Consider the following 20,158-nt stretch of genomic DNA (forward strand, 5'->3'; position numbering starts at 1 on the left):
GCCGCCGTCTGCACCCCCTCCTCCACCGAAACCCCCTGCGCCCCAACCGAACCCCCCACAACCTGAGCCCGCAACAACTCCAAATCCCGCCCGAGCACACCCATCTGCGCCCCCAACGCGGAAAACTCCCCCGAAATGCGCGAAATCAGCCCCGGATCGATAGATGTGGTCATCCCCCCATGCTCACCCCCACCCCACCCCCGAACATGAGTAGTTACCCCCGGTAGACATCAGATATCTACCCGAGTTCGGCCGCTCCCGCCCACGTGGCCCGGCGTCCGACCAACCCGACGGTCGGCCGACGAGCCGATCCAGACCTACGACGGCACCGAATACATCCACAGACGGCCACGCCGAATGGCTGTCCACTTGGAGGAAGAGGGGGACGATATACAATGGGGTGGAAAACGATATCAAATTCGGAGGTGCCGATGACCCGCACCGTGCTCGATATCGATGATGACCTGCTGGCCCAGGCTGCGGAAATCCTCGGCACGTCGAAGAAGGTCGCGACCGTCAACGCGGCGCTGGCCGATGTCGTGCGCCGCCGCCAGCGGGAGCAGTTCGCCTCCTGGGTGAAAGCCGGCGGCCTCCTCGACGAGTCGCAAACACCCAGTGGGCACTGAGCGATACCTCGTCGACAAGTCCGCCCTGGCCCGGTGGGGCAAACCGGCCATAGCGCCGATCCTCGACGAGTTGTCGGCTCGCGGCACGCTGGCCATCTGTGGCGCTGTCGAATACGAGATCCTCTACAGCGTGCGCAAATCCGCCGAACTCGAGTTGGTGCGGCAAATGCTGCGCGGCTTCGACTGGCTCCCGACACCAGACGAGGTGTGGGACCGAGTCAACGAAATCCAAATCGAGTTGATCCGAGCGGGTCGACATCGCGCGCTGTCCATGCCCGACCTGGTGATTGCGGCCACCGCGGAACGCCACGAGTGCACAATTCTGCATTACGACGGCGACTATGACATCGTCGCCGCAGTCACCGGTCAACCGAGTCAGTGGGTGGTGCAGGCCGGTCTTGCCGACTGACCACTCACGTGACGCGGGAGCTCAGGGGGTGGTGGTTTGTAGGGTGGTTACCTGGTGGACGGCGTCTATTACGGCGGTGCGTGGGGGCATGCGGAGGGCGCCGGGGGTGGGTTCGGCGGCCCAGTGCCAGCCGAGGGCGGAGTCGGTGGTGGGGAGCATGATGTTGCGGCCGCCGGGGACTACGACGACCTGGTGGGCGGCGAGGCCGCGGCGGACCGGGACCTCGACGGGGCGGGCGGGGCTGGGTGGCGCGACCAGGAAGGTCCAGCTGCGGTCCCCGGGATCGGCGATCACGGGTGCGGGGGGTGTGTGGTCCAGTGCGGCGAGGACTTCGCGGCCCAGTTCGGGCGGCATGACGATGGCACCGAGGATGGAGCCGGTGGTGACCATGGGGCGGCCTGCTACGAGCTGGACCGGCAGCCCGTACAGATGGCGCAGCAGATGCGCGATTTCCAGGGGAGATTGACAGCGCTCGAACATGGTTCTTACCCTTCGGCGACAGCGATGAATCGGATCGTGGATCGCCCTTTGCTATCAAAGTTGCAGAAAGGCAACGGTATTCCATCCAGCGGCGAACGAGTCGTACGTAATGTCCCACTTTGCTCGATCGCAATGACTTAGCGTCGTACCCTGAAACCCAGCTGTAACAAAAGGAATTGGGTACATGGACGATTCGTCGATCGGCGTTCGCATCCGAATGTTCCGCGGCAAGGCGCTCACCCAGCGTCAACTCGCGGATACGGCGGGTGTCAGCGTCGACCTGGTGCGCAAACTCGAGCAGGGCGGCCGGCAGACCGCCTCGATCGCCAGCCTGCAGAAGCTGGCACGCGCACTGGACGTGGACATCGCCGACCTCATCGGCAAACGTGCGGGCGTGCCGTCCAGCGATCCCGATTCGGGCATCGTCGCCATTCGCCGCGCGCTCACACCGGTGGACGATCTGCTCGGCGAGACGAACGAGGAGGCGGCGATCAGCCTCGACGACGCTCGCCGCGCCGTCGATTACGCGTGGGGCGCCTACTGGGTCGGCCGCTACGAGCTGCTCACCTCGATCCTGCCGTCCGGGCTCACCCAGTTGCGGGCCACCGTCCACGCCGCCCGGAACGGCTCGGTCGCGCTCGCGAATGAGCTGCTGGCGCGGATGTATTGGGTCACCGGCTGCACATTGGTGCACCTGGGTCAGACCGATCCGGCATTCCTGGCGATCCGGCACGCACTCGCGGCGGCGGAGAACGGCAACGACCCGCTGTTGCTCGGCACCATCCGCGGCTCGGTCGCCTGGCAGTTGCTGGTGCAGGGTCGTTACGACGAATCGCGTGGCGTGGCGCTGCGTGCGGCGGCGAGTTTGGAGCCGACCGGGGAGGTCACGCAGGCACATCTGTCGGCGTATGGATCGCTGGTATTGCAGGGCGCGACCGCCGCGGGCCGGGCGCAGCAGGTGCCGGAGGCGTTGTCGCTGGTCGAGGCGGCGAACGAGGTCGCGTTGCGGATCGGCGGCGACCGCCGGGACTACGAAACCTATTTCGGCCCCGCCCAAGTCGTCATGCAGACGGTCGATGTCAATGTGTCCGCCGAGCGGTATCCGGAGGCGTTGGCGGCCGCGAAGGCCATGCCCGCGAACGGCGGTCTCCCGCAAGCCTCGAGAGCCCGCCACCTCGCCGACACCGCCGTCGCCTTGACCCGCACCGGCCAGCACCAGCGCGCACTCGACACCCTGCTCACCGCCGAACGGGTCGGCGGACCGGACTGGCTCAAATACCAGTCCTTGCCGCGGCACATCGTGTCCGAGCTGCTCGACCACGACCGGCGAGTTCCGTTGCGCGCCTTCGCCCGTCGTATCGGTGTCAATACCTGACGGGCCGCGAGGTCTAACTTGTCTCCGCGAAACGTGCTGCGGCCCGGTCGATCACGTCGTCCAGGACTTCGCGGGAGCGAATGAGTTCGTCGATGGTGCGGTCGATCCGCTCGCGTTCGACCGCCAACTGGGCGACCAGCTCCGGCGTGGCGGCTTCGTTCGGCCCGCCATCCACATCACGCATGCACGGCAGCAGCTGCGCGATGGTCTTGCTGTTCAGTCCGGCCGCGAACAGTTCCTGGATGTGGATGACCCGATCCACCGCCCGCTCGGGATAGTCACGATGCCCGCCCGGCGTGCGATCGGACACCAGCAGCCGTTGCTCCTCGTAGTAGCGCAACGACCGTTCGCTGACCCCGGTGCGCTGGGCGAGTTCCCCGATCCGCATCCGCCACCTCACATTCGCCACACGACTCGAATCTCACATCGATGTGAGGTTCTACCCTACCCGGATGACTCTCATTCGCCGCATCGGTGCCAGCAGCTGACCGAACTGCCAAGTGATTGCGGGGGATTCGCGTCAGTGCCCCATGAGGCGGCGCCAGTGGGCGATGAACGGGTGCTTGGCGGTGATCGAACCGAAGCGGAGGCGGCCGCGGACCACCAGGTGCAAGGGGCCGATCGGCGGGCCGGTACGGACCTTGTTGTTCACGCTGGAGCCGATCAGGTCGACGTCGTTGAGGTCGACGGTCGCCTCCGCGGGGACGATCAGCGTGAGCGAGCTGAAGTAGTCGTCCAGGTTCACCTCGACCACCTGGGTCGACATGATCGCCTCGGTGAAGTCCAGGGTGACACCGGAGAGCCAGTTGTTCAGCCGCAGCGACGGCGCGACATGCCAGGGCCCGCGCCTGCTCACCCCGGACAGGCGCGCGCGGATCACCGCTCCCGGATGCCCACCGGCGGGTGGCGGCACCGGCCGGTGCTTCACGAACGACGGCGCGGTATTCACGAAGGTCGATGGCGGCGCGGCGGGCTGACCGGCCAGCCGGACCCCGGGCAGGTCGATCAGCACGGCATTCAGCTCGCCGCGGGTCTTCGCGGCCAGCGCCGTGTCCATCCGCTCGGTGAACTCGCCGAGCGAGAGCATGCCGAGCCCGACGGCCCGCTGCAGCAGCTGACCGACGTGCTCACGCTCGACGTCGGACACGCGTAGATCCCGGTCGCCGATCGCGTCGCCGGAGCCGACGCTGTTGGATACCGATTCGGGTCCGCCCATGGTTCGAGATTACCGATCCGACGGCCGTCGTGTATCAGGGCAATCCCGGATTCCCGGGTACTACCAACGGTCGCGCGACCGGTTCCGCTCTACTCGAGCCCCTGTTCGATCGCATAGCGGGTGAGCTCGACCCGATTGGCCAGCTGAAGCTTGCGCAGCGTCGCCTGGACGTGGTTTTCCACGGTCCGATGGCTCAAACCGAGACGGGACGCGATCTGCTTGGCGGACAAGCCTTTCGCGACCATCCGCAGCACTTCGGTCTCCCGCTCGGTCAGTGCGGGACGGTGCGGCTCGTCCGGGGCCGCCGGTGTCGTGGCCATGCGCCGATATTCGCCGAGCACCAGGCCCGCGAGCCCGGGGGTGAACACCGGCTGTCCGGCGGCGGTCGCGCGGACGGCCTCGATCAGCTCCGCCGCCGACGCGCTCTTCACCAGATAACCCGAGGCCCCGGCCTTGATCGCGTCGAGCACGTCGTCACGTTCCGCCGACGCCGAGAGCACGAGCACCCGGCTGTCCGGCGAGACGCGCAGCACCTCGGCGGTGGCCTGTGCCCCGTTTCCGTCGGGCAGCTGCATGTCCATCAGCACCACCGCGGGCCGCACCGCCGCCGCCCGCCTGGTCGCCGCGCCGACCCCGTCCGCGGTGGCGGCCACCTCGAATCCGGCCTCGGCGAGGTCGCGCGAGACCCCGTCCCGCCACATCGGATGGTCGTCCACCACCATGATCGAAATGGCCTCGGCCGCAGCGTCATCGGTCACGACATACCTCCTGTGTCTTGTCGGCGACGGGTCATGTTCGCGGCACCCGGAATTCCCATTCGGTGCCGAAGCCGACCCCGCCGTCGATCTCGGTGAGCAGGTCGGCGGTCCCGCCGAGCGCCGCGATCCGGCCGACGATGGACCGCGAAACCCCGAGCCGCCCTTCCGCTTCCGCCTCCGCCAACCGGCCGGGCGGGATGCCGACGCCATCGTCGCGCACGCTGATCACCAGCTCGTCCCCCGTGTCTTCGAGCAGTACATAGGCTTTCGCGTCGGGACCGGCGTGCAATTCGACATTGGACAGCGCCGTCGCCACGGCCGCCGCGATCTCGGTGCCCGCCCAACGCCCGACCAGCACCGGATCACCGGGCGTCGAGACGAACACCGACGGCTTGGCCTGCACGGTCAGCAGCGGACGCAGATCGACTTCGGTGCCACCGGAATCCCCTCGATCGGCCTGTTCACTGAGCAGCACCCGCAGCGCCACTTCCTGTTCCGCGGCACGCTGGGCCAATTCCTCGGTAGGGCCGCCGATCTCGGTGCCGCGTCGCTTGATGTAGCTGAGCACCTGCAGCACCCCGTCGTGCACCTCACGCGAAAGCCGTTCCCGCTCTTCGGTGGCCGCGGTCAGCCGGACCGCGCGTTCGAGCTGGTCCTGGGCTCGCCGCGCGGTGTTGGCCGCCAAACCCAGGGCCAGGCCGACGGATACGAGCACCGGTACCGTGGCATCGGTCCACACGTCCTGCCCCCATTGGTCGCGCACGGTCAGCGCGACCGACGCGATCAACGCGCCGGACAGTACCCCCGCGACGGGTCCGCGCAGGATTGCCGCGCCGATCACCGCATTGGTGGCCCACAGCGTCGTCGGCAGCGTCTGATGTCCGTGGTACCAGCCGTAATCGGCGACCAGCCGGGTCGACGCCATCAGCGCGATCACCACAACGTGGTCGCCGAAGACCACCCAAACCCGCAGCCGCCGCACATCCGGAACTTGCCACTGCGACAGCATGATCGCCGACGCGCCGGACCACACCGCCATCAAGGCGATCAGCACCCAGCTCAACCGCTGGTTCTGGTAGTAGGGCACCGACGCGATCTGCTGCCCCACCGCATACAGCAGCGTCACCAACCGCAATGCCTGCGCGGCGCGCCACAGTGGCGTGGTCGCCACGTCGGACGACCGCGGCTCAGCGCGGCGACGCACCATCGAACTCAGCCCTTCGGCGCGCCGTCATCGGATTCCGGCGCGGCGGCCGAGGATTCCCCCGCTTTTTTCGCCAAGGTCGCTTCCACATCGAACCGGCCAGGGTCCGGTTCGTCCGGTTCGGCGTCATATAGGTCCTCGCCGGTCTGTAGTTCCTCGAACATCTCCTCCGGACTGTCCGCGAGCAGCGACCGGATGGCCGTATTCATCACCGCGACGAACGGCACCGCGAGCAGACCGCCCGCGATTCCGCCGAGCACCACGCCCGCGGTGATCGCCAGCACCACCGCCAGCGGATGGATGCTCACCGCCCGACCGAGCAGCAACGGTTGCAGCACATGCCCTTCCAGCTGCATCACCGCGATGATGATGCCGAGCACGATCAGGGAGGTGATCAAACCCTTGGTCACCAGCGCGATGAACACCGCCACGAACCCGGCGACGAAGGCACCGATGATCGGGATGAACGCACCGAGGAACACCAGCGAGGCCAGTGGAAGGGCCAGCGGCACACCGAGTATGCCCAGCCCGGCACCGATGCCGATGGCGTCCACCGCCGCGACCGCCACGGTGGCCCGGACGAATCCCACCAGGGTGCCGAACCCGAGCTGACCGGCCGTGCGCACCCGCTCCCGCTGCGGCGTCGGCACGATCCTGGTGACGAAATTCCAGATCTGATCGCCGCCGTAGAGAAAGAAGATGAGGATGAACAGCGTCAGGAACAGGCCGGTCAACAGCTCGGCGATGACCGTCGCGGTGGTCAGCGCCCCGCTGGTGAGCCGGTCCTGATTGGACTGGATCGTCTTGACGATCTGGTCACCCGCATTGCGGATCTGATCGTTGCTCAGATGCGGCGGCCCGGTGATCAACCAGTCCTGGATCTTGTGAATGCTGTTGGTGAACTCGTCGGACAGCTGCGGCACACCGGCGACGAACTGCTCGACGACAAAGGTCATTACCCCGGCCACCAGCCCGAGCGATCCGACCAACGCGACGAACACCCCGACCGGGCGCGGCACCCCGAGCCGTTGCAGCCAGTCCACCAGCGGCGCGAGCAGCGCGGCCGCGAGCAACGCGATGGCCAGCGGAATGACCACGGTCGCCAGCTTCTGCACGATCGCGGCCAGTGCGAGCGCCACCGCGAACAGGATCAGCAGTCGCCAACCCCACTCCGCTGACACCCGAACGATCGGATGCACCGAATCCGCGGCAGGCCGGGCCACGGAGGCTTTCCGCTTCGAGCTTGGCTTGGGGTCCGTCACCTGGCCGAGCATAACGAGCGCGGCACGGCGTTGTCCGTCCTCAGCATGCGCCGAGCCGGGTGAATCGCAACGCACAGTCCGCGCCGGGTGGCGCTGAGGGGTGGCGGTCGCCTAGTCGGCTGAACAGCGCCGCGCAGAGCCGCACATGATCGAAACGCTAGATTGTTGGTTGTGTCAGCGCCCTTGGAAGCGGTCAAACAGACCATGCGAACGCGCTGGCCGCTGTACCTGACATCGATGCTGCTGGCCAATGCCTTCGGTGCGGTGCTGGTGTGGGCGTTCATTCAGTACGGCCTGCCCGTCCCCGAAGGATCGCAGGACGGTGCCAGGCGCACCGGCCTGCTCGTCCCCGCCCTCGTCTTCATCACCGGCGGCCTACTCAGCATGGCCGCGTCCGCACTGATGCTGCGCCCGGTGATGCGCTGGCAGATGCGCGGCGGACCACCGAGCCGCCAAGAACAGATGGCCGCGCTACATGCCCCGCTCCGCCAGGCCATCCTGCATCTGGCGCTGTGGCTGATCGGCGGGGCGATCCTCGCGTTGCTGATCATCACCGACGAGCCGAAGCTGGCGGGCGCGGTCATCGTCACCCTGTGCATGGCCGCCACCATCGTGTTCGGCTTCACCTACATGCTGGGCGAGCGCATCCTGCGCCCGGTCGCCGCGGCGGCATTGACCGCGGGCACGTTCGACCACACCTTGACGCCGGGCGTCGGCACCAGGATGGCAATGACCTGGGGCATGGGCACTTTCGCCCCCACCATCGCCATCGTGCTGCTGTGTATCACCCAGATCTCCTCGGACGTGAAGTTCTCCGCCCAATCGCTGGCCATCTCGATCCTGCTGCTCTGCGGCGTGGTGATCATGCAGGCACTGGCCCTTTCCATGCTCACCGCATCCAGCATCTCCGACCCGGTGCGCCAGCTCAGCCAGGCCATCGACCGGGTGCAGGAAGGCGCGCGCGACGTCCAGGTCGAGGTATTCGACGGCAGCGAGATCGGGCTGCTGCAGGTCGGCTTCAACCGGATGATGGAGGAGGCCGCCAAGCGCCGCCAGCTGCAGGAGCTGTTCGGTCAACACGTCGGCGAGGAAGTCGCGCAGCGCGCCCTCGACTACGGCACCGAACTCGGCGGCGAAACCCGATTCGTCGCGGTGCTGTTCGTCGACATGGTCGGTTCCACCGCGACCGCCGCCGAGCGCCCGCCGACCGAGGTGGTGAGCCTGCTCAACGAGTTCTTCCGGATCGTGGTCGACGTCATCGACCGGCACAACGGCTTCGTCAACAAGTTCGTCGGCGACGCGGCGCTGGCCATCTTCGGCGCACCGCTGGACCGGCCGGACGCACCGACCGCCGCGCTGGCCGCCGCCCGCGAACTGCGTGCGGTGCTGCGGCAAGTACCCGGCCTCGATATCGGCATCGGCGTATCCGCGGGCCTTGCCGTCGCCGGAAATATCGGCGCGGCAAATCGTTTCGAATATACGGTGATCGGCGACCCGGTCAACGAGGCATCGCGGCTGACCGAGCTCGCCAAAGACCAGCCAGGACGCACTCTGGCCTCGGGCAGCGCGCTGTATTTCGCCGATGAAAGCGAGCAGGACAAGTGGGAAACCGGCGACGAGGTACAGCTGCGCGGACGGCGCCGGAAAACACTTCTCGCCTATCCGAAGGAAGGCATCGACGTGCCCGACGGTGCAGACGCCGAAACGGTGCGTTCGTTAGGCTGACCGGGTGACGGCCAATGGGGAACTGGCAGGGGAACCTCCTCCGCCGCCCACGGCCGAGCGCCGCCGTGGCAAATTCTGGTGGGCCAAATGGGTGCTCGGCGTCGCCCTGCTGGCCTTACTGATCGCCGAGGGCATCTATCTGTGGCCACGATTACACGAATCGTGGCGCAAACTCAGCGATATTCACTGGGGGTGGGTTGCCGCCTGTATTTGGCTACAGGCCTTGTCGATGAGCGGATTCGGGCGGGTGCAGAAACAGCTACTGCACGCCGGGGGTGTCGAGGTAAGTCAGCGAAAATCTGTCGCCGTGGTCTACGGCGCCACCGCAATGTCCGTCACGTTGCCCGCGGGGCAGGTGTTCTCCACCGCCTTCACCTATCGGCAGACCCGGCGCTTCGGTGCCAGTCCCATCGTCGCGTCCTGGCAGTTGGTGTTCTCCGGCGTGGTCGCCGCAGCGGGCCTCGCACTGCTGGGGGTGGGCGGCACGCTGCTGTCCGGCGGCACCATCGGGCCGTTCAAGCTGATCCTTTCGCTGGCCGCGGTGGTCGCGCTGGTATTGGGCGGCAACTATGTTTCGCGCAATCCCGGGTCGTTGGAGGCGCTGCTGCGCAAGGTGCTCGGCCTGGTGAACCGGCTGCGCAAACGTCGGGCCGACCAGGGCGCGAGCAAACTCCGGGACGTGCTGTCGCAGTTGGAGTCGGTGGATCTCGGCAAGCGCGACGGCACCTGGGTCGGGGTGTGGGCGCTGGTGCACCGGTTCGCCGACGTGGCCTGTCTCGGCGCCGCGTGCTACGCCGTCGGCGCCGATCCCCGCCTGGCCGGGCTGCTGCTGGCGTTCGCCATCGGCAAGGCGGTCGGCTCGATCCCGTTCGCGCCCGGCGGCATCGTCTATGTCGACGCGACGCTGATCTACGGTCTCACCGCGGCCGCCGGACTACCCGCCGCACAGGCGGTCGCCGCCGCGTTCGTCTACCGGCTGGTGAGCTTCATCCTGGTGGCGATCGTCGGCTGGATCGTGTTCCTGTTCCTGTTCCGCACACCACAGGACGACGACGCCGAGTTCGAAAAGGAATTCTCCCAGCGCCGGTTCTGAATTCTGGCCGCGTGCGCGCGAACACGCTGCGCCGCAGGTGCTTCACATCTGGCACTGGCTGTCGCACTACGCTTGCCCGCGTGAAGAAACTGGTGCCGTTGCTGGTAGATGCGCTGCTGGTGATCTTGTTCTGTGCGATCGGTAGGCGTAGCCACGACGAAGCGGTGCTCGCCGGGCTACTTCGCACGTTGTGGCCGTTCGCCATCGGCCTGGCGATCGGCTGGATCGTGGCGGTGGCCGCGGCGAGCCGGGTGTTCGGTGACGCGGGGCGTGACGCGCGGTTCGACGGAACGGCGTTGTGGCCCACCGGAATTCTGGTCTGGCTCGGCACCCTCTGCGGCGGCATGGTGCTGCGCGTGATCAGCGGTCAGGGCACCGCGTTCAGCTTCGTCCTGGTCGCGGCGGGCGTGCTCGCGCTGTTCCTGCTCGGCTGGCGCGCGGCCATCCAAGCCTTGAATTAAGTCTCCGGAGCGGCCAGCGACTGGAGCATCCGCGCGGCCATTCGCGCGGTGGCGTCTCCGCTGTCCACGTCGTTGATGTGGATGGCGAAGGCCAGGTCGCCCATGAGCGCGACGAGCCAACCGTCCCGTCCCGCGGTCGCGCTGAAACCGCTGACATCGCGGTACATTCGCAGGCTCGCGAACTCGGGGGCGTTGGTCGAGTCGCGCAGCATGCCGCGCAACCGGTCGGCGACCTCCGGCGACAGCGGGGCGAGCTGCGCGTCGGTGGTGCTCGGCCGGCCGACCTCGATCAGCGGGCGCGGCACCTCGCCGCGGGCGATCGCGGCGGCGGCGATGGCCATCCCGAAGGGGCTGGCCAGCACCGCGTCCGAGCCGCCGCCCTGGCGCACCTGCTCGGCACTGCGGCCCGCGACGGCCAGCCGTCCGGTCACCTCGTCCAGACCCGGGACCTTGAAGTCGATGCCGATGCCGAGCGCGGTCGCCGCCTCGGCCGCCTCCTGCACCGAAACGTCGTGCGGCGCCTTGCCTTTGCTGACGGCCGCGATATTGCGGAACAGCTCGATATTGCCGCCGACCGGGTAGAGCCCGGTGAACGCCACCGGCCCGTGCTCACTGGCCTGACTGTTCTGGGCGACCGCGACCACCGCGCCGCTGGACGGCTGGATCGCCACGATCGAGGAGGGCGTCGCCGAGCTCACGACCGCGTCCTCGGCGGCGCGCTGCAGGCGCTGGTCCATGGTGCCCGCGATGTCCGGGCCGGGCGGGCCTTGCACGCCGGCGAGCTGGGTGACGAAACGACCGTCCTGCTCGAAAATCTGCACACCCCAACCGGAGTGCTGTTCCTGGCTTTCCTGCTGCACTTTGCGCAGCGCGTCCAGCATGGGTGACCAGATCCGGCGGTCGGCGGAGATGAGCCGCGGCTGCTTCTCCATCACCACGCCGGGGATCGGCGCCATCGCCGGTTCCAGCAGTTCGAAGTCGGCCTCGCGCAGGTTGACCGCGACCACCGGCTTGCCCTGCGAGGTAGCCACCTGCTGCATCAGCGACGGCCCGGTGATCAGCGGCGCGACCGGTTCGATGGCCTTGGCCAGCGCGTCGGTCGAGGCGACCGGGTCGGGCATCTTCGCCGGATCGAGCTTGATCACATTGATGATCTGCTCGGTCATCAGCGGCTGGCCCGCGATGTCGTTCACCCGCGGCGCGGGCGAGGGCTGCGTCCGCACCAGGCGCACGGTCCGGTTGTGGTCGAGCTGCGGCATGACGATCGCCGGGTCCCAGGAGATGCGCCAGCCGATGGCCAGCTTGCGCACATTGCCCTGCAGGCTGTAGTTCCAGTTCTTGTTCTCGCCGAAGTTCCAGTCGGCGTCCATGCTGAAGATCGCCGCTTCGGAGTCGAGGCCGATGAATTGCGTCTTCTTGTAGTCCACCTTGCCCGGCTGCAATCCGGCAAACATTTGCTTCAGGGTTGCCGAAGCCGCCGAGGGGTACGACGTGAGCTCCGAAGCCCTGGTGTAGTCCTGCTTGTCCAGCAGCTCCGTGAAGCGCTCGACGACAGCCTCGGCCTCATTCTTGCTCTCGTGTATCCCGCACGATCCCATCGCGATCGCGAGCGCCGCCACTCCCATGAGTGCCATAGCGCCCCGGACGCGAAAGCGGCGGGATCCCCACACATCCATGTCGCCCACTCTTCACTCTTGTCACTCCAGTAACAAGACCACCGTACCTGAAAAAGACCTGTCTGCGGTGCCTACGCCGCAAGGATATTACCCATGCTCAGCATCTCAATTGTGCCCGAAATCTCCCGTCTCGGGGGACCGATCATGATCGTTGTCCAGTGCTGCGGCGACAACCGGCGCCGCTACCGTACCGGGACCCCACGCAAAGTTGTGCGCTTACTGCCTTACTCGGCGTTTCGGATCAGTGAGTACCCAGAGCCAGCGTCAGCGAACCGCAAATCACTCCCGTTAACCAGCGACGAACTCTGTTCGCACAGAGCGGAACCATTCACCTCGATTGCGACGTAATCTTGTAATCATTGCAAGCAACACTGAACAGTAAGTAGGTGATCTTCACATGAGGCACACACACCGGGGACGGGGCTTCGGACGACCGGGCGGCTGGCAGCAAGCCGACCTGCCGGATCCCGCCGACGTGCCGGATTGGTTCGCGGGCAGGTTGCCCGAGGACTGGTTCACCGGTCCGCCCGTCATCGAGATCGACCGGGACGAGATCGTCGTGATCGGCGAACTGCCGATCCCGCAGCCGGAGAAGACACCCGTGGAAGGCGACGCGGACGCGCCGACCGAGGAAGTTCCGCGGGCAACCAAGGAGGGTGCCGTCTCGCGGTTCCGCGAGTCCACGCGCCCGGCCCGCATGCAGATCGCGGACGAGGCACAGCGACGCTACGGCCGCAGCGTCGCGTGGGGCGTGTCGGTGGCCGGCGAGCGGATCATGTTCACCCACTTGGCCGTCCCCGTCATGACCCGGCTGCGCCAGCCCGAACGCAAGGTGCTCGACACCCTGGTCGACGCCGGCGTCGCGCGCTCCCGCGCCGACGCGCTGGCCTGGACCGTGAAGCTGGCGGGCAAGCACGCGGAATCCTGGCTCGAGGAACTGCGCGACGCCATGCGCAAGGTGGACGACCTGCGCTCGGAGGGACCGCAGGGTCTCTAGGGCTAAAGTTGCGTGCATGTCCGCACCCGGCCCGATCCTGGTCCTCAACGGCCCGAACCTGAACATGCTCGGCACCCGACAGCCGGAGGTTTACGGGTCCGCGACGCTCGACGACGTCGTCGAACTCTGCAGGCAGACCGCGCACCGCTACGGCCGCGAGATCGCCGCCTTCCAATCCAATTCCGAAGGCGCCCTTATCGATCGGATCCACCGTGCCTGCGGCGTCGAATCGGCCATCGTGATCAACCCCGCCGGCCTGACCCACACCTCGGTGGCCCTGCGGGATGCACTGGTGATTCCGGAAGTTCCCATCGTGGAGGTGCACATCAGCAATGTGCACGCCCGCGAGGAATTCCGGGCGCACTCCTACATCTCCCCCATCGCCACCGCCGTGGTCGCCGGAATGGGGATTCAGGGGTACGCGGCGGCAATCGAATTCCTGGTGCGCTCAACTTGATCCGCTCGGCCCGCCGCCGCTGTATCAACTGGGGTCAAGTCGTGGATCTGTGGTGGCCGGAGGGTCAGTTGATTTGGAAGACCGGGAAACCCGGGGCGATGGCGGCGAGTTCCGCGTCGGTTGCGTCCTTGGTTACGCCTTCGAAGAATCTGCCTACTTCCCAGCCCCACTTTTGCAGGTAGAGGCGGAGGAGGGGGACCTTGTGCTCGTCGGGGATTTCGGTGGCGGTGAATTGCTCGGTCTTGCGGCCGAGTCGTAGTTCGCCGCCGCCAGCGACGCGGAGATTGCGTACCCACTGAGTGTGTCCGCGGGGCGCGACTAGAAAGCGGGCACCGTCTTCACGGACCATCAGGTTGACCATGGTGGTGCGCCACTCACCGCTTTTGCGACCGCGGACGGCGAGCAACCGTGACCCCATGACGCTGATGCCGAGCTTCGGCAGCCAGTTGAAGATCCGATTCATGATCGGATCCAGTCCGGCCGGGCCGATGTAGCGGGTGCTGTGGTCCATGATTCCAACTCCTCCGTGAGCACTGCTCTCTGTTGTGACTAGTGTTCCACTTCTACGGAGACAAAGTCAAGAGCACTGCTCTCTCTCTTTTGGTGCGCCCAGTTGAGAGGGGTGTCCACAGACCATCCACACCCTTCACAGGGTGTATAGACCCTGTGAACCGTGTGGATGGTTTGTGAGTTGGGCGGCGGAGAGGCGTGCGGGGGCGGGAGCGCCGAACGTGGCCGAGAATGTGGGGATGACGCGCGAGGCCGTTCGCCGGGTGCTGCTCGCCCCGGACAAGTTCAAGGGGTCGATGACTGCGCCGGAGGTGGCGGCGGCGCTGGCCGCGGGCATAGCGGGGGTGGTGCCGGAGGTGGAGATCCGTCGGGTGCCGGTCGCCGATGGCGGAGACGGGACCGTCGATGCCTTCGTGGCAGCAGGGTGGTCACGGGTCGAATTGATCGCGCCCGGTCCGACGGGCATCCCCGGCAGCACGTCGTACGCAAGGCATGACGCAACGGCCGTCATCGAATTGGCCGCCGTGGTCGGACTAGGGAAACTACCTGGGAATCATCCAGATCCGCTCGGCGCGAACACCTTCGGCCTGGGCGTTGTCATCGCGCACGCTCTCGACCACGGCGTGACCGATATCGTTCTCGGTCTCGGCGGCAGCGCCTCCACCGACGGCGGCGCGGGCATGGTGCGAGCACTCGGCGTCCGCATCCTGGATGCCGACGACAACGAATTACCCGATGGCGGAGCACCTTTGGTCCGGGCCGCACGAGTGGACCGCTCCGGCCTGCACCCGGGAATCGCATCCGCCACCTTTACCTTGGCATGCGATGTGGACAATCCACTGCTCGGCCTCACCGGCGCGGTGGCGGTCTACGCACCCCAAAAAGGGGCAAGCACAGCCGATCTCGACACCCTGGAGACCGCGCTCACGAACTGGGCGCGACTCGCGGGCCCGGATTTCACGAACCACCCCGGTGCCGGAGCCGCGGGCGGAACAGGTTTCGGCGCGCTGGCCGTCCTCGGCGCACAAATGCGCAGCGGCATCGAGGTGATCCTCGAACTGCTCGACTTCCCCGCACTGCTGGCCGACGCCGACCTCGTCATCACCGGCGAGGGCTCGCTGGACCACCAAAGCCTGCACGGCAAGGCACCCATGGGTGTCTGCGAAGCCGCTCGCAAAGCCGGTGTCCCGGCGATCGCCGTCGTCGGCCGCACACTTCTCGGCACACAAGAGATCCGAGCAGCAGGCTTCACCGCCTGCTACGCCCTCACCGACCTCGAACCGGACCCCACCCGCTCGATCGCCGACGCGGCACCACTTCTCGAGCAAGTCGGTGCCCAGATAGCAGCGCGCCACCTGTGTTGACAGTTGCTGCACCGCAACCGATCACAGGCCGCGTCAGCTCACAGCACCGCCAGACAGCCACCCGCTTGGATCGCCTGCACTGAGACCGAGGAAGCTCTGCGAGCCGCGCCACCGAAAGCCGAGTCTCGACGCGCGCTAACTCGCGGAAGCCAAAAGGTTGCCGAGGAGTTCGTGGCGGTGCTTGTCGCCCCACTCTTCGAGCGGCCGCAGGGCAACAGCCAGTTCTTGACCGAGCGGTGTGAGGGAGTACTCGACACGCGGCGGCACCTCGGGGTAGACCTCGCGATGTACGACGCCGCTCGCCTCGAGTTGGCGCAGATTTTCCGCGAGCACCTTCTCGCTGACTCCGGTGAGCAGGCGTCGGATCTCGCCGAAGCGCTGCGGGCTGGCACCTAGCGCCCACATCAGGTGCAGTTTCCACTTCCCGCCGACGACATCGATCGCCACGGACATGCCACACACGTCGTGATCTGCGTCACCGTTCACGTCCACCGCACTCCCTCTGACCATATTTCGAACCTCTAGGTAAGCAACCCCACCTGAACGTTCGGTCTTCCCGACTCTACCTGCGGCAACGACTATTGAGCCCGGCGCCGACAGCATCCGATCCAGAACCGAAGGGACACACAATGTCCGAACAGACCAGCCCCCGCTCCGTCTCCGTCGTCGGCCTCGGGCCGATGGGACAGTCGATGGTCCGCGCCTTCCTCGACGCAGGCGTCGAAGTGACGGTATGGAACCGCAGCACCGACAAGGTCGACGCGATGGTCGAACTCGGCGCCAAGCGCGCCGGCACGGTCGCCGAAGCGCTGGACGCCAACGAAGTGACCGTGCTGAGCCTGACCCACTACGCCGCCATGTACGACGTGCTCGGCCAGGCGACCGACCACTTGGCGGGCAAGGTGATCGCCAACCTGTCCTCCGATTCTCCGGAGAAGGCACGCAAGGGTGCGGCGTGGGTGCGCTCGCACGGTGCGCAGTTCATTTCCGGCGGCGTCATGTCGGCGGGCGACAACATCACCCATCCGGCGTCGTACATCTTCTACAGCGGCCCGCGCGAGGTCTTCGACGCGCACGCCGAGCTGCTGCGGCCGCTGAGCCCGCAGGAGTACCTCGGCGCGGATGACGGTCTGGCGCAGGTCTTCTACCAGGCGCTGCTGACCATCTTCCATCCATGGCTGCTCGCCTTCGACCAGGCGACCGCGATGATCGAGCGCTCCGGCAACGACATCGCGCAGTTCGTACCGTTCGCCGTCCGCTCCGCTGCCGCGTTCCCCTATTTCATGGAGGAGTTCTCGGAAGCGAACCAGAACGGCGGCTGGGCGACGCTGGCGAGCCTGAAGATGATGGACGCGGGCGCGCAGCACATCATCGACGCCAGCGAAGAGGTCGGCGTCGACGCGACGTTCTCGCACACCGCACAGGCGTTCTGGCGCAAGGCCATTGCGGCCAGCGAGGCGAAGGGCACGGCGGTCTCGACCTACGAGATCATCCGCGGCGGCCAGGCGTAGTCGACGAACCCCCACGATCAGGGACCGATGACCGCCGCGAGCGCATGGCGGCGGTCATCCCCGAGCCGAAAGGCGCACAACATGTCCGATCGAAGCGTGACCGTCATCGGCCTCGGGCCGATGGGTCGGGCGATGATCCGAACCTTTCTGGACGCGGACGTCGAGGTGACGGTGTGGAACCGCAGCCCCGAAAAGACCGACGCCATGGTCGAACTCGGTGCCACCCGCGCCGCAACCGTCGGCGAAGCACTGGACGCGAACGAGTTGATCGTCGTGAGTCTCACCGACTACGCCGCGATGTACAACGTGCTCGGCCAGGCGCCAGATAGGTTGGCGGGCAGGGTTATCGCCAACCTTTCTGCCGACTCCCCAGCCAATACTCGCGATGCCGGAACGTGGGTCCGTGCGCGCGGCGGCGAGTTCCTGGCGGGCGGTGTCATGGCGCAAAGTGACGGCCTCGCGAACCCCGAGTCGTACGTGTTCTTCGCAGGACCGCCCACGGTCTTCGAGAAGCATCGCGACCTGCTGAGCGTGCTCGGCACACCGGAGTATCTGGGCAATGACGAGGGCCTGGCCCAGCTCTATTACCAAGCGGTACTTGCCATCTTCAACCCGTTGCTACTCGGCTTCGAGCAGGCGTTGGCGATGATCGACCGCTCCGGCGAGAGCATCGAGCGCTTCCTGCCCTACGCGCAGCGATCAATGGGACAGCTCGACGGCGTGTACGCGGGCTTCGCCGCGGCGGCCCAGGCAGGCGGGTGGGGTGATGCCGCGAATCTGCGGATGATGGAAGCAGGCGCGCGCCACGTCATCGAGACCGGTAAGACAGTCGGTGTCGATACCGCGCTTGCCGAGACGGTCCACGGTTACTGGCGGCAGGCTGTTGCCGCGAGCGAACGGCATGGGCAGCCTGTCCCTACATTCGCGATCATGCGCGGCCACCAGCCATAGAACACCTATCCGCTTGCCGATCACGCGGTTTCGGCGCTGGACCCGAGGCGCGGGAAGGGTGTGGTGGAGAAGATGACCTCCACCGTCACCTCGAAGTACGCCGCGATCCGCAGCGCCAGGTGCAAGCTGGGGCTGTATTCGCCGCGCTCCAGATAACCGATCGTCTGGTAGTGCACGCCGAGCGCCTCCGCCAACTCCCGCCGGGAGATGCCGCGCTCGGCCCGCAGCATCGCGATGCGGTTGTAGATGACTTCAGTAGGCACGCTGCATCGCCTTGTCCCGGCGTTCGGCCACGCTCGACCCGGATTCGCGGCGCGCCATCCGGCGCAGCACCACCGGCGCGATGAGCAACCCGACCGCCGCCCAGATGCCGAGCACCCCAACCGTTTCCAGCTGCCGCCAGGAACCGGTGAGTTCGACCGCCGCCGCTTCGTCGGGCAGCATCGCCGAGCGCATGCCGAGCCCGAGCCAATACACCGGGAAGACCTGGGCCACACCCTGCAACCAGCCGGGCATCGAGGTAATCGGATAGAAGATGCCGGACACCGCGACCACTCCCATGATCGGGAAGGTCATCACAGCGAAGCTGCGCGGATTGGAGAACATCGATCCGAAGACAGCACCGGCGGGCAAGGTGGCGAGCAGCCCGAGCACCACGACCCAGATCAACGCCACCCAGGACCCGACGCTGTCCAGCGCGAGCCCCTCGACCAGGAACATTCCGGGGATCAGGATGATGACGCTGGGAATGATCACCGACCCGGACACCTGAATGATTTTTCCGACCAGGTAGCCCACCATGCCGTTCGGGGTGGCCTTGGCCCGCAACAGGGTTCCGTCCTCGCGGTCCAGGCTCAGTTGCTGCCCCATGCCGACCAACCCGTTCACCGCGACCAGCATGCCGATCACGCTGGGCAGGGCCAGCGCGCCGAGCATCAGGCCGCTCGATTCGAACGAGGCGTCCCGCATGAAGAACAGAATGACCAGCATGATCACGGGCCAGAACATGATCCCGAACAGGTCTTGGCCGTTGGTGAGGGTCTGCCGGGTCTCGATCATGCCGCGGGTCCAGCCCTGACGAACGGCTAGCAGCACCGGGTTCATCGTCCTACCTCCTCGAGTGTGTGCACCTCGGACTCGACCTGACCGGATTCGAATCGGCGCACCAGTGTCATGTAGGTGTCCTCCAAGGAGGCGCGGCGGACCTCGAGATCACCGATCGCCTCGCCGTATTGCTTGAACAGTCCGTGGACGAACTTGGTCGACTCGGCGGTCGCGTGCACGAATCGCTGCCCGTCATTGGTCCAGCTCACCTCGGCCTCGCCGGCGATCCGGCGGGAGAGTTCGTCGGCCGTGCCGTCGGCGATGATCCGGCCGCCCGCCAGGATCAGGATCCGGTCGGCGAGCTTTTCGGCCTCGTCCAGGTCGTGGGTGGTGAGCAGGATGGTGGTCTGCTGGTCGTCGGCCAGCCGGTGCACCAGGTCGTGGAATTCACGCCTGGCCTGCGGGTCGAAGCCCGCGGTCGGCTCGTCCAGGAACAGTACTTCGGGACGGCCGACGATGCCGATCGCCACGTCCATCCTGCGCCGCTGGCCGCCGGACAGGTCTTTCATCCTGGCGTTCGCCCGCTCGGTGAGGCCGACCGCCGCGATGAGTTCGTCGGTATCCCAAGGCCGTTGGATCCGGTCGGTGCTGTAGGGGGCGTAGAAGGCGCCCAGGTAGTCGAGCAGTTCCCGGACTCGCCACTTGCCGTGATCGCGCCACGATTGCAGGACGACTCCGACGCGCGCTCGCCATGCTTCGTCGCCGTGCGCCGGATCGTCGCCGAGTACCTCGACGCGGCCCGCCGACCGCATCCGGAAGCCTTCCAGGATCTCGATGGTGGTGGTCTTGCCCGCACCGTTGGGGCCGAGGAGCACCAGCACCTCGCCGTGCCGCGCCTGGAATGTCACGTCGTGCAGGACGTCTGTGGCGCCGTAGCGCATCCGCAGTTTCTCGACGTCTAGTACGACGCCCTGACCCACTGCCATGGTGCCCTCCCTGTTGTGGGTTTCTGTCAACCCGTAGCATATCTACTACATTT

General features: G+C 66.8%; 23 protein-coding genes. 11 read left to right on the forward strand and 12 right to left on the reverse strand.

Annotation, left to right across the window (positions count from 1 at the left end; translation table 11 throughout):
- Positions 1-431 precede the first annotated feature (431 nt).
- Together ACFK0J_RS38955 and ACFK0J_RS38960 are read left to right on the forward strand one after the other, a co-directional pair.
- Positions 432-626: a type II toxin-antitoxin system VapB family antitoxin gene (locus tag ACFK0J_RS38955; protein WP_378734780.1), complete on the forward strand. Its 195-nt coding sequence runs from the start codon at positions 432-434 to the stop codon at positions 624-626.
- Positions 616-1,035 carry a PIN domain nuclease gene (locus ACFK0J_RS38960; protein WP_378734782.1) on the forward strand — a complete coding sequence of 140 codons (420 nt, stop codon included), beginning with the start codon at positions 616-618 and terminating at the stop codon, positions 1,033-1,035. The genes ACFK0J_RS38955 and ACFK0J_RS38960 overlap by 11 nt, the downstream gene beginning before the upstream one ends.
- Before the next feature lie 21 nt (positions 1,036-1,056).
- Here ACFK0J_RS38960 and ACFK0J_RS38965 read toward each other — a convergent pair whose 3' ends face one another.
- A complete protein-coding gene (locus ACFK0J_RS38965) occupies positions 1,057-1,515 on the reverse strand; it encodes a hypothetical protein (RefSeq protein WP_378734784.1) in 459 nt (152 codons plus the stop codon).
- Positions 1,516-1,699: 184 nt separating this feature from the next.
- On the opposite strand from ACFK0J_RS38965, the gene ACFK0J_RS38970 reads away from it, so the two are divergent.
- Complete coding sequence (locus ACFK0J_RS38970) at positions 1,700-2,890, forward strand: helix-turn-helix domain-containing protein (RefSeq protein WP_378734786.1); 1,191 nt, start codon at positions 1,700-1,702, stop codon at positions 2,888-2,890.
- Positions 2,891-2,903: 13 nt separating this feature from the next.
- On the opposite strand, the gene ACFK0J_RS38975 is transcribed toward ACFK0J_RS38970, so the two are convergent.
- The 5 genes from ACFK0J_RS38975 to ACFK0J_RS38995 all read right to left on the reverse strand — a co-directional run bounded on the left by ACFK0J_RS38975 (position 2,904) and on the right by ACFK0J_RS38995 (position 7,330).
- Entirely contained in the window at positions 2,904-3,278 is a 375-nt protein-coding gene (locus ACFK0J_RS38975) for a MerR family transcriptional regulator (protein ID WP_378734788.1), read from the reverse strand.
- Between the two features lie 132 nt (positions 3,279-3,410).
- Complete coding sequence (locus ACFK0J_RS38980) at positions 3,411-4,058, reverse strand: DUF1707 domain-containing protein (protein WP_378743324.1); 648 nt, start codon at positions 4,056-4,058, stop codon at positions 3,411-3,413.
- A 137-nt stretch (positions 4,059-4,195) separates the two neighbouring features.
- Positions 4,196-4,828 carry a response regulator gene (locus ACFK0J_RS38985; protein WP_378743326.1) on the reverse strand — a complete coding sequence of 211 codons (633 nt, stop codon included), beginning with the start codon at positions 4,826-4,828 and terminating at the stop codon, positions 4,196-4,198.
- Between the two features lie 67 nt (positions 4,829-4,895).
- Positions 4,896-6,071: a MacS family sensor histidine kinase gene (gene macS / locus ACFK0J_RS38990; protein WP_378734789.1), complete on the reverse strand. Its 1,176-nt coding sequence runs from the start codon at positions 6,069-6,071 to the stop codon at positions 4,896-4,898.
- Between the two features lie 5 nt (positions 6,072-6,076).
- Positions 6,077-7,330, reverse strand: coding sequence for an AI-2E family transporter (locus tag ACFK0J_RS38995; protein ID WP_378734791.1), 1,254 nt, complete (start codon positions 7,328-7,330; stop codon positions 6,077-6,079).
- A gap of 204 nt (positions 7,331-7,534) precedes the next feature.
- Here ACFK0J_RS38995 and ACFK0J_RS39000 point away from each other — a divergent pair, with 204 nt between their 5' ends.
- The 3 genes from ACFK0J_RS39000 to ACFK0J_RS39010 all read left to right on the forward strand — a co-directional run bounded on the left by ACFK0J_RS39000 (position 7,535) and on the right by ACFK0J_RS39010 (position 10,609).
- Entirely contained in the window at positions 7,535-9,055 is a 1,521-nt protein-coding gene (locus ACFK0J_RS39000; protein ID WP_378743328.1) for an adenylate/guanylate cyclase domain-containing protein, read from the forward strand.
- A 4-nt stretch (positions 9,056-9,059) separates the two neighbouring features.
- Complete coding sequence (locus ACFK0J_RS39005) at positions 9,060-10,148, forward strand: YbhN family protein (RefSeq protein WP_378734793.1); 1,089 nt, start codon at positions 9,060-9,062, stop codon at positions 10,146-10,148.
- 80 nt (positions 10,149-10,228) lie between these two features.
- A complete protein-coding gene (locus tag ACFK0J_RS39010; RefSeq protein WP_378734795.1) occupies positions 10,229-10,609 on the forward strand; it encodes a DUF3054 domain-containing protein in 381 nt (126 codons plus the stop codon).
- Here ACFK0J_RS39010 and ACFK0J_RS39015 read toward each other — a convergent pair.
- Positions 10,606-12,243 (reverse strand): NTF2-like N-terminal transpeptidase domain-containing protein, encoded by a 1,638-nt coding sequence (locus tag ACFK0J_RS39015; RefSeq protein WP_378734797.1) that lies wholly within the window; start codon positions 12,241-12,243, stop codon positions 10,606-10,608. The two genes, ACFK0J_RS39010 and ACFK0J_RS39015, sit on opposite strands and share 4 nt — an antisense overlap.
- A 439-nt stretch (positions 12,244-12,682) precedes the next feature.
- Between ACFK0J_RS39015 and ACFK0J_RS39020 the strand changes: the two genes are divergently transcribed.
- A complete protein-coding gene (locus tag ACFK0J_RS39020; protein WP_378734799.1) occupies positions 12,683-13,282 on the forward strand; it encodes a hypothetical protein in 600 nt (199 codons plus the stop codon).
- A 16-nt stretch (positions 13,283-13,298) separates the two neighbouring features.
- Positions 13,299-13,739 carry a type II 3-dehydroquinate dehydratase gene (gene aroQ, locus ACFK0J_RS39025; RefSeq protein ID WP_378734801.1) on the forward strand — a complete coding sequence of 147 codons (441 nt, stop codon included), beginning with the start codon at positions 13,299-13,301 and terminating at the stop codon, positions 13,737-13,739.
- 64 nt (positions 13,740-13,803) lie between these two features.
- On the opposite strand, the gene ACFK0J_RS39030 is transcribed toward aroQ, so the two are convergent.
- On the reverse strand, positions 13,804-14,250 hold the full coding sequence (locus ACFK0J_RS39030) for a nitroreductase family deazaflavin-dependent oxidoreductase (RefSeq protein WP_378734803.1): 447 nt from the start codon (positions 14,248-14,250) through the stop codon (positions 13,804-13,806).
- 238 nt (positions 14,251-14,488) lie between these two features.
- Between ACFK0J_RS39030 and ACFK0J_RS39035 the strand changes: the two genes are divergently transcribed.
- On the forward strand, positions 14,489-15,613 hold the full coding sequence (locus ACFK0J_RS39035; protein ID WP_378734804.1) for a glycerate kinase: 1,125 nt from the start codon (positions 14,489-14,491) through the stop codon (positions 15,611-15,613).
- 135 nt (positions 15,614-15,748) lie between these two features.
- On the opposite strand, the gene ACFK0J_RS39040 is transcribed toward ACFK0J_RS39035, so the two are convergent.
- Positions 15,749-16,123, reverse strand: a complete 375-nt coding sequence (locus ACFK0J_RS39040; protein WP_378734806.1) for a winged helix-turn-helix transcriptional regulator — start codon at positions 16,121-16,123, stop codon at positions 15,749-15,751.
- 119 nt (positions 16,124-16,242) lie between these two features.
- Here ACFK0J_RS39040 and ACFK0J_RS39045 point away from each other — a divergent pair, with 119 nt between their 5' ends.
- Positions 16,243-17,124 (forward strand): NAD(P)-dependent oxidoreductase, encoded by an 882-nt coding sequence (locus ACFK0J_RS39045; protein WP_378734808.1) that lies wholly within the window; start codon positions 16,243-16,245, stop codon positions 17,122-17,124.
- 27 nt (positions 17,125-17,151) lie between these two features.
- A complete protein-coding gene (locus ACFK0J_RS39050) occupies positions 17,152-18,075 on the forward strand; it encodes an NAD(P)-dependent oxidoreductase (protein WP_378734810.1) in 924 nt (307 codons plus the stop codon).
- 20 nt (positions 18,076-18,095) lie between these two features.
- Here ACFK0J_RS39050 and ACFK0J_RS39055 read toward each other — a convergent pair whose 3' ends face one another.
- The 3 genes from ACFK0J_RS39055 to ACFK0J_RS39065 are packed head-to-tail and all read right to left on the reverse strand — an operon-like array spanning position 18,096 to position 20,105.
- Positions 18,096-18,338 carry a helix-turn-helix transcriptional regulator gene (locus ACFK0J_RS39055; RefSeq protein ID WP_218472310.1) on the reverse strand — a complete coding sequence of 81 codons (243 nt, stop codon included), beginning with the start codon at positions 18,336-18,338 and terminating at the stop codon, positions 18,096-18,098.
- A complete protein-coding gene (locus tag ACFK0J_RS39060; RefSeq protein ID WP_378734812.1) occupies positions 18,328-19,179 on the reverse strand; it encodes an ABC transporter permease in 852 nt (283 codons plus the stop codon). Before ACFK0J_RS39060 ends, ACFK0J_RS39055 begins: the two co-directional genes overlap by 11 nt.
- Positions 19,176-20,105, reverse strand: a complete 930-nt coding sequence (locus ACFK0J_RS39065; protein ID WP_378734814.1) for an ABC transporter ATP-binding protein — start codon at positions 20,103-20,105, stop codon at positions 19,176-19,178. Before ACFK0J_RS39065 ends, ACFK0J_RS39060 begins: the two co-directional genes overlap by 4 nt.
- Positions 20,106-20,158 lie beyond the last annotated feature (53 nt).

Origin of the sequence: Nocardia brasiliensis, assembly GCF_042691675.1 — a bacterium.
In the GTDB taxonomy this organism is placed as follows: Bacteria; Actinomycetota; Actinomycetes; order Mycobacteriales; family Mycobacteriaceae; genus Nocardia; species Nocardia brasiliensis_D.

Bases quoted from the DNA above. Each gene is read 5' to 3' on its own strand.
- ACFK0J_RS38955 (WP_378734780.1), top strand. From the start codon at position 432: ATGACCCGCACCGTGCTCGATATCGATGATGACCTGCTGGCCCAGGCT.
- ACFK0J_RS38965 (WP_378734784.1), bottom strand. From the start codon at position 1,515: ATGTTCGAGCGCTGTCAATCTCCCCTGGAAATCGCGCATCTGCTGCGC.
- ACFK0J_RS38970 (WP_378734786.1), top strand. From the start codon at position 1,700: ATGGACGATTCGTCGATCGGCGTTCGCATCCGAATGTTCCGCGGCAAG.
- ACFK0J_RS38975 (WP_378734788.1), bottom strand. From the start codon at position 3,278: ATGCGGATCGGGGAACTCGCCCAGCGCACCGGGGTCAGCGAACGGTCG.
- ACFK0J_RS38985 (WP_378743326.1), bottom strand. From the start codon at position 4,828: ATGGTGGTGGACGACCATCCGATGTGGCGGGACGGGGTCTCGCGCGAC.
- macS (WP_378734789.1), bottom strand. From the start codon at position 6,071: ATGGTGCGTCGCCGCGCTGAGCCGCGGTCGTCCGACGTGGCGACCACG.
- ACFK0J_RS39000 (WP_378743328.1), top strand. From the start codon at position 7,535: ATGCGAACGCGCTGGCCGCTGTACCTGACATCGATGCTGCTGGCCAAT.
- ACFK0J_RS39015 (WP_378734797.1), bottom strand. From the start codon at position 12,243: ATGGCACTCATGGGAGTGGCGGCGCTCGCGATCGCGATGGGATCGTGC.
- ACFK0J_RS39020 (WP_378734799.1), top strand. From the start codon at position 12,683: ATGAGGCACACACACCGGGGACGGGGCTTCGGACGACCGGGCGGCTGG.
- aroQ (WP_378734801.1), top strand. From the start codon at position 13,299: ATGTCCGCACCCGGCCCGATCCTGGTCCTCAACGGCCCGAACCTGAAC.
- ACFK0J_RS39030 (WP_378734803.1), bottom strand. From the start codon at position 14,250: ATGGACCACAGCACCCGCTACATCGGCCCGGCCGGACTGGATCCGATC.
- ACFK0J_RS39035 (WP_378734804.1), top strand. From the start codon at position 14,489: ATGACGCGCGAGGCCGTTCGCCGGGTGCTGCTCGCCCCGGACAAGTTC.
- ACFK0J_RS39040 (WP_378734806.1), bottom strand. From the start codon at position 16,123: ATGGTCAGAGGGAGTGCGGTGGACGTGAACGGTGACGCAGATCACGAC.
- ACFK0J_RS39045 (WP_378734808.1), top strand. From the start codon at position 16,243: ATGTCCGAACAGACCAGCCCCCGCTCCGTCTCCGTCGTCGGCCTCGGG.
- ACFK0J_RS39050 (WP_378734810.1), top strand. From the start codon at position 17,152: ATGACCGCCGCGAGCGCATGGCGGCGGTCATCCCCGAGCCGAAAGGCG.
- ACFK0J_RS39060 (WP_378734812.1), bottom strand. From the start codon at position 19,179: ATGAACCCGGTGCTGCTAGCCGTTCGTCAGGGCTGGACCCGCGGCATG.
- ACFK0J_RS39065 (WP_378734814.1), bottom strand. From the start codon at position 20,105: ATGGCAGTGGGTCAGGGCGTCGTACTAGACGTCGAGAAACTGCGGATG.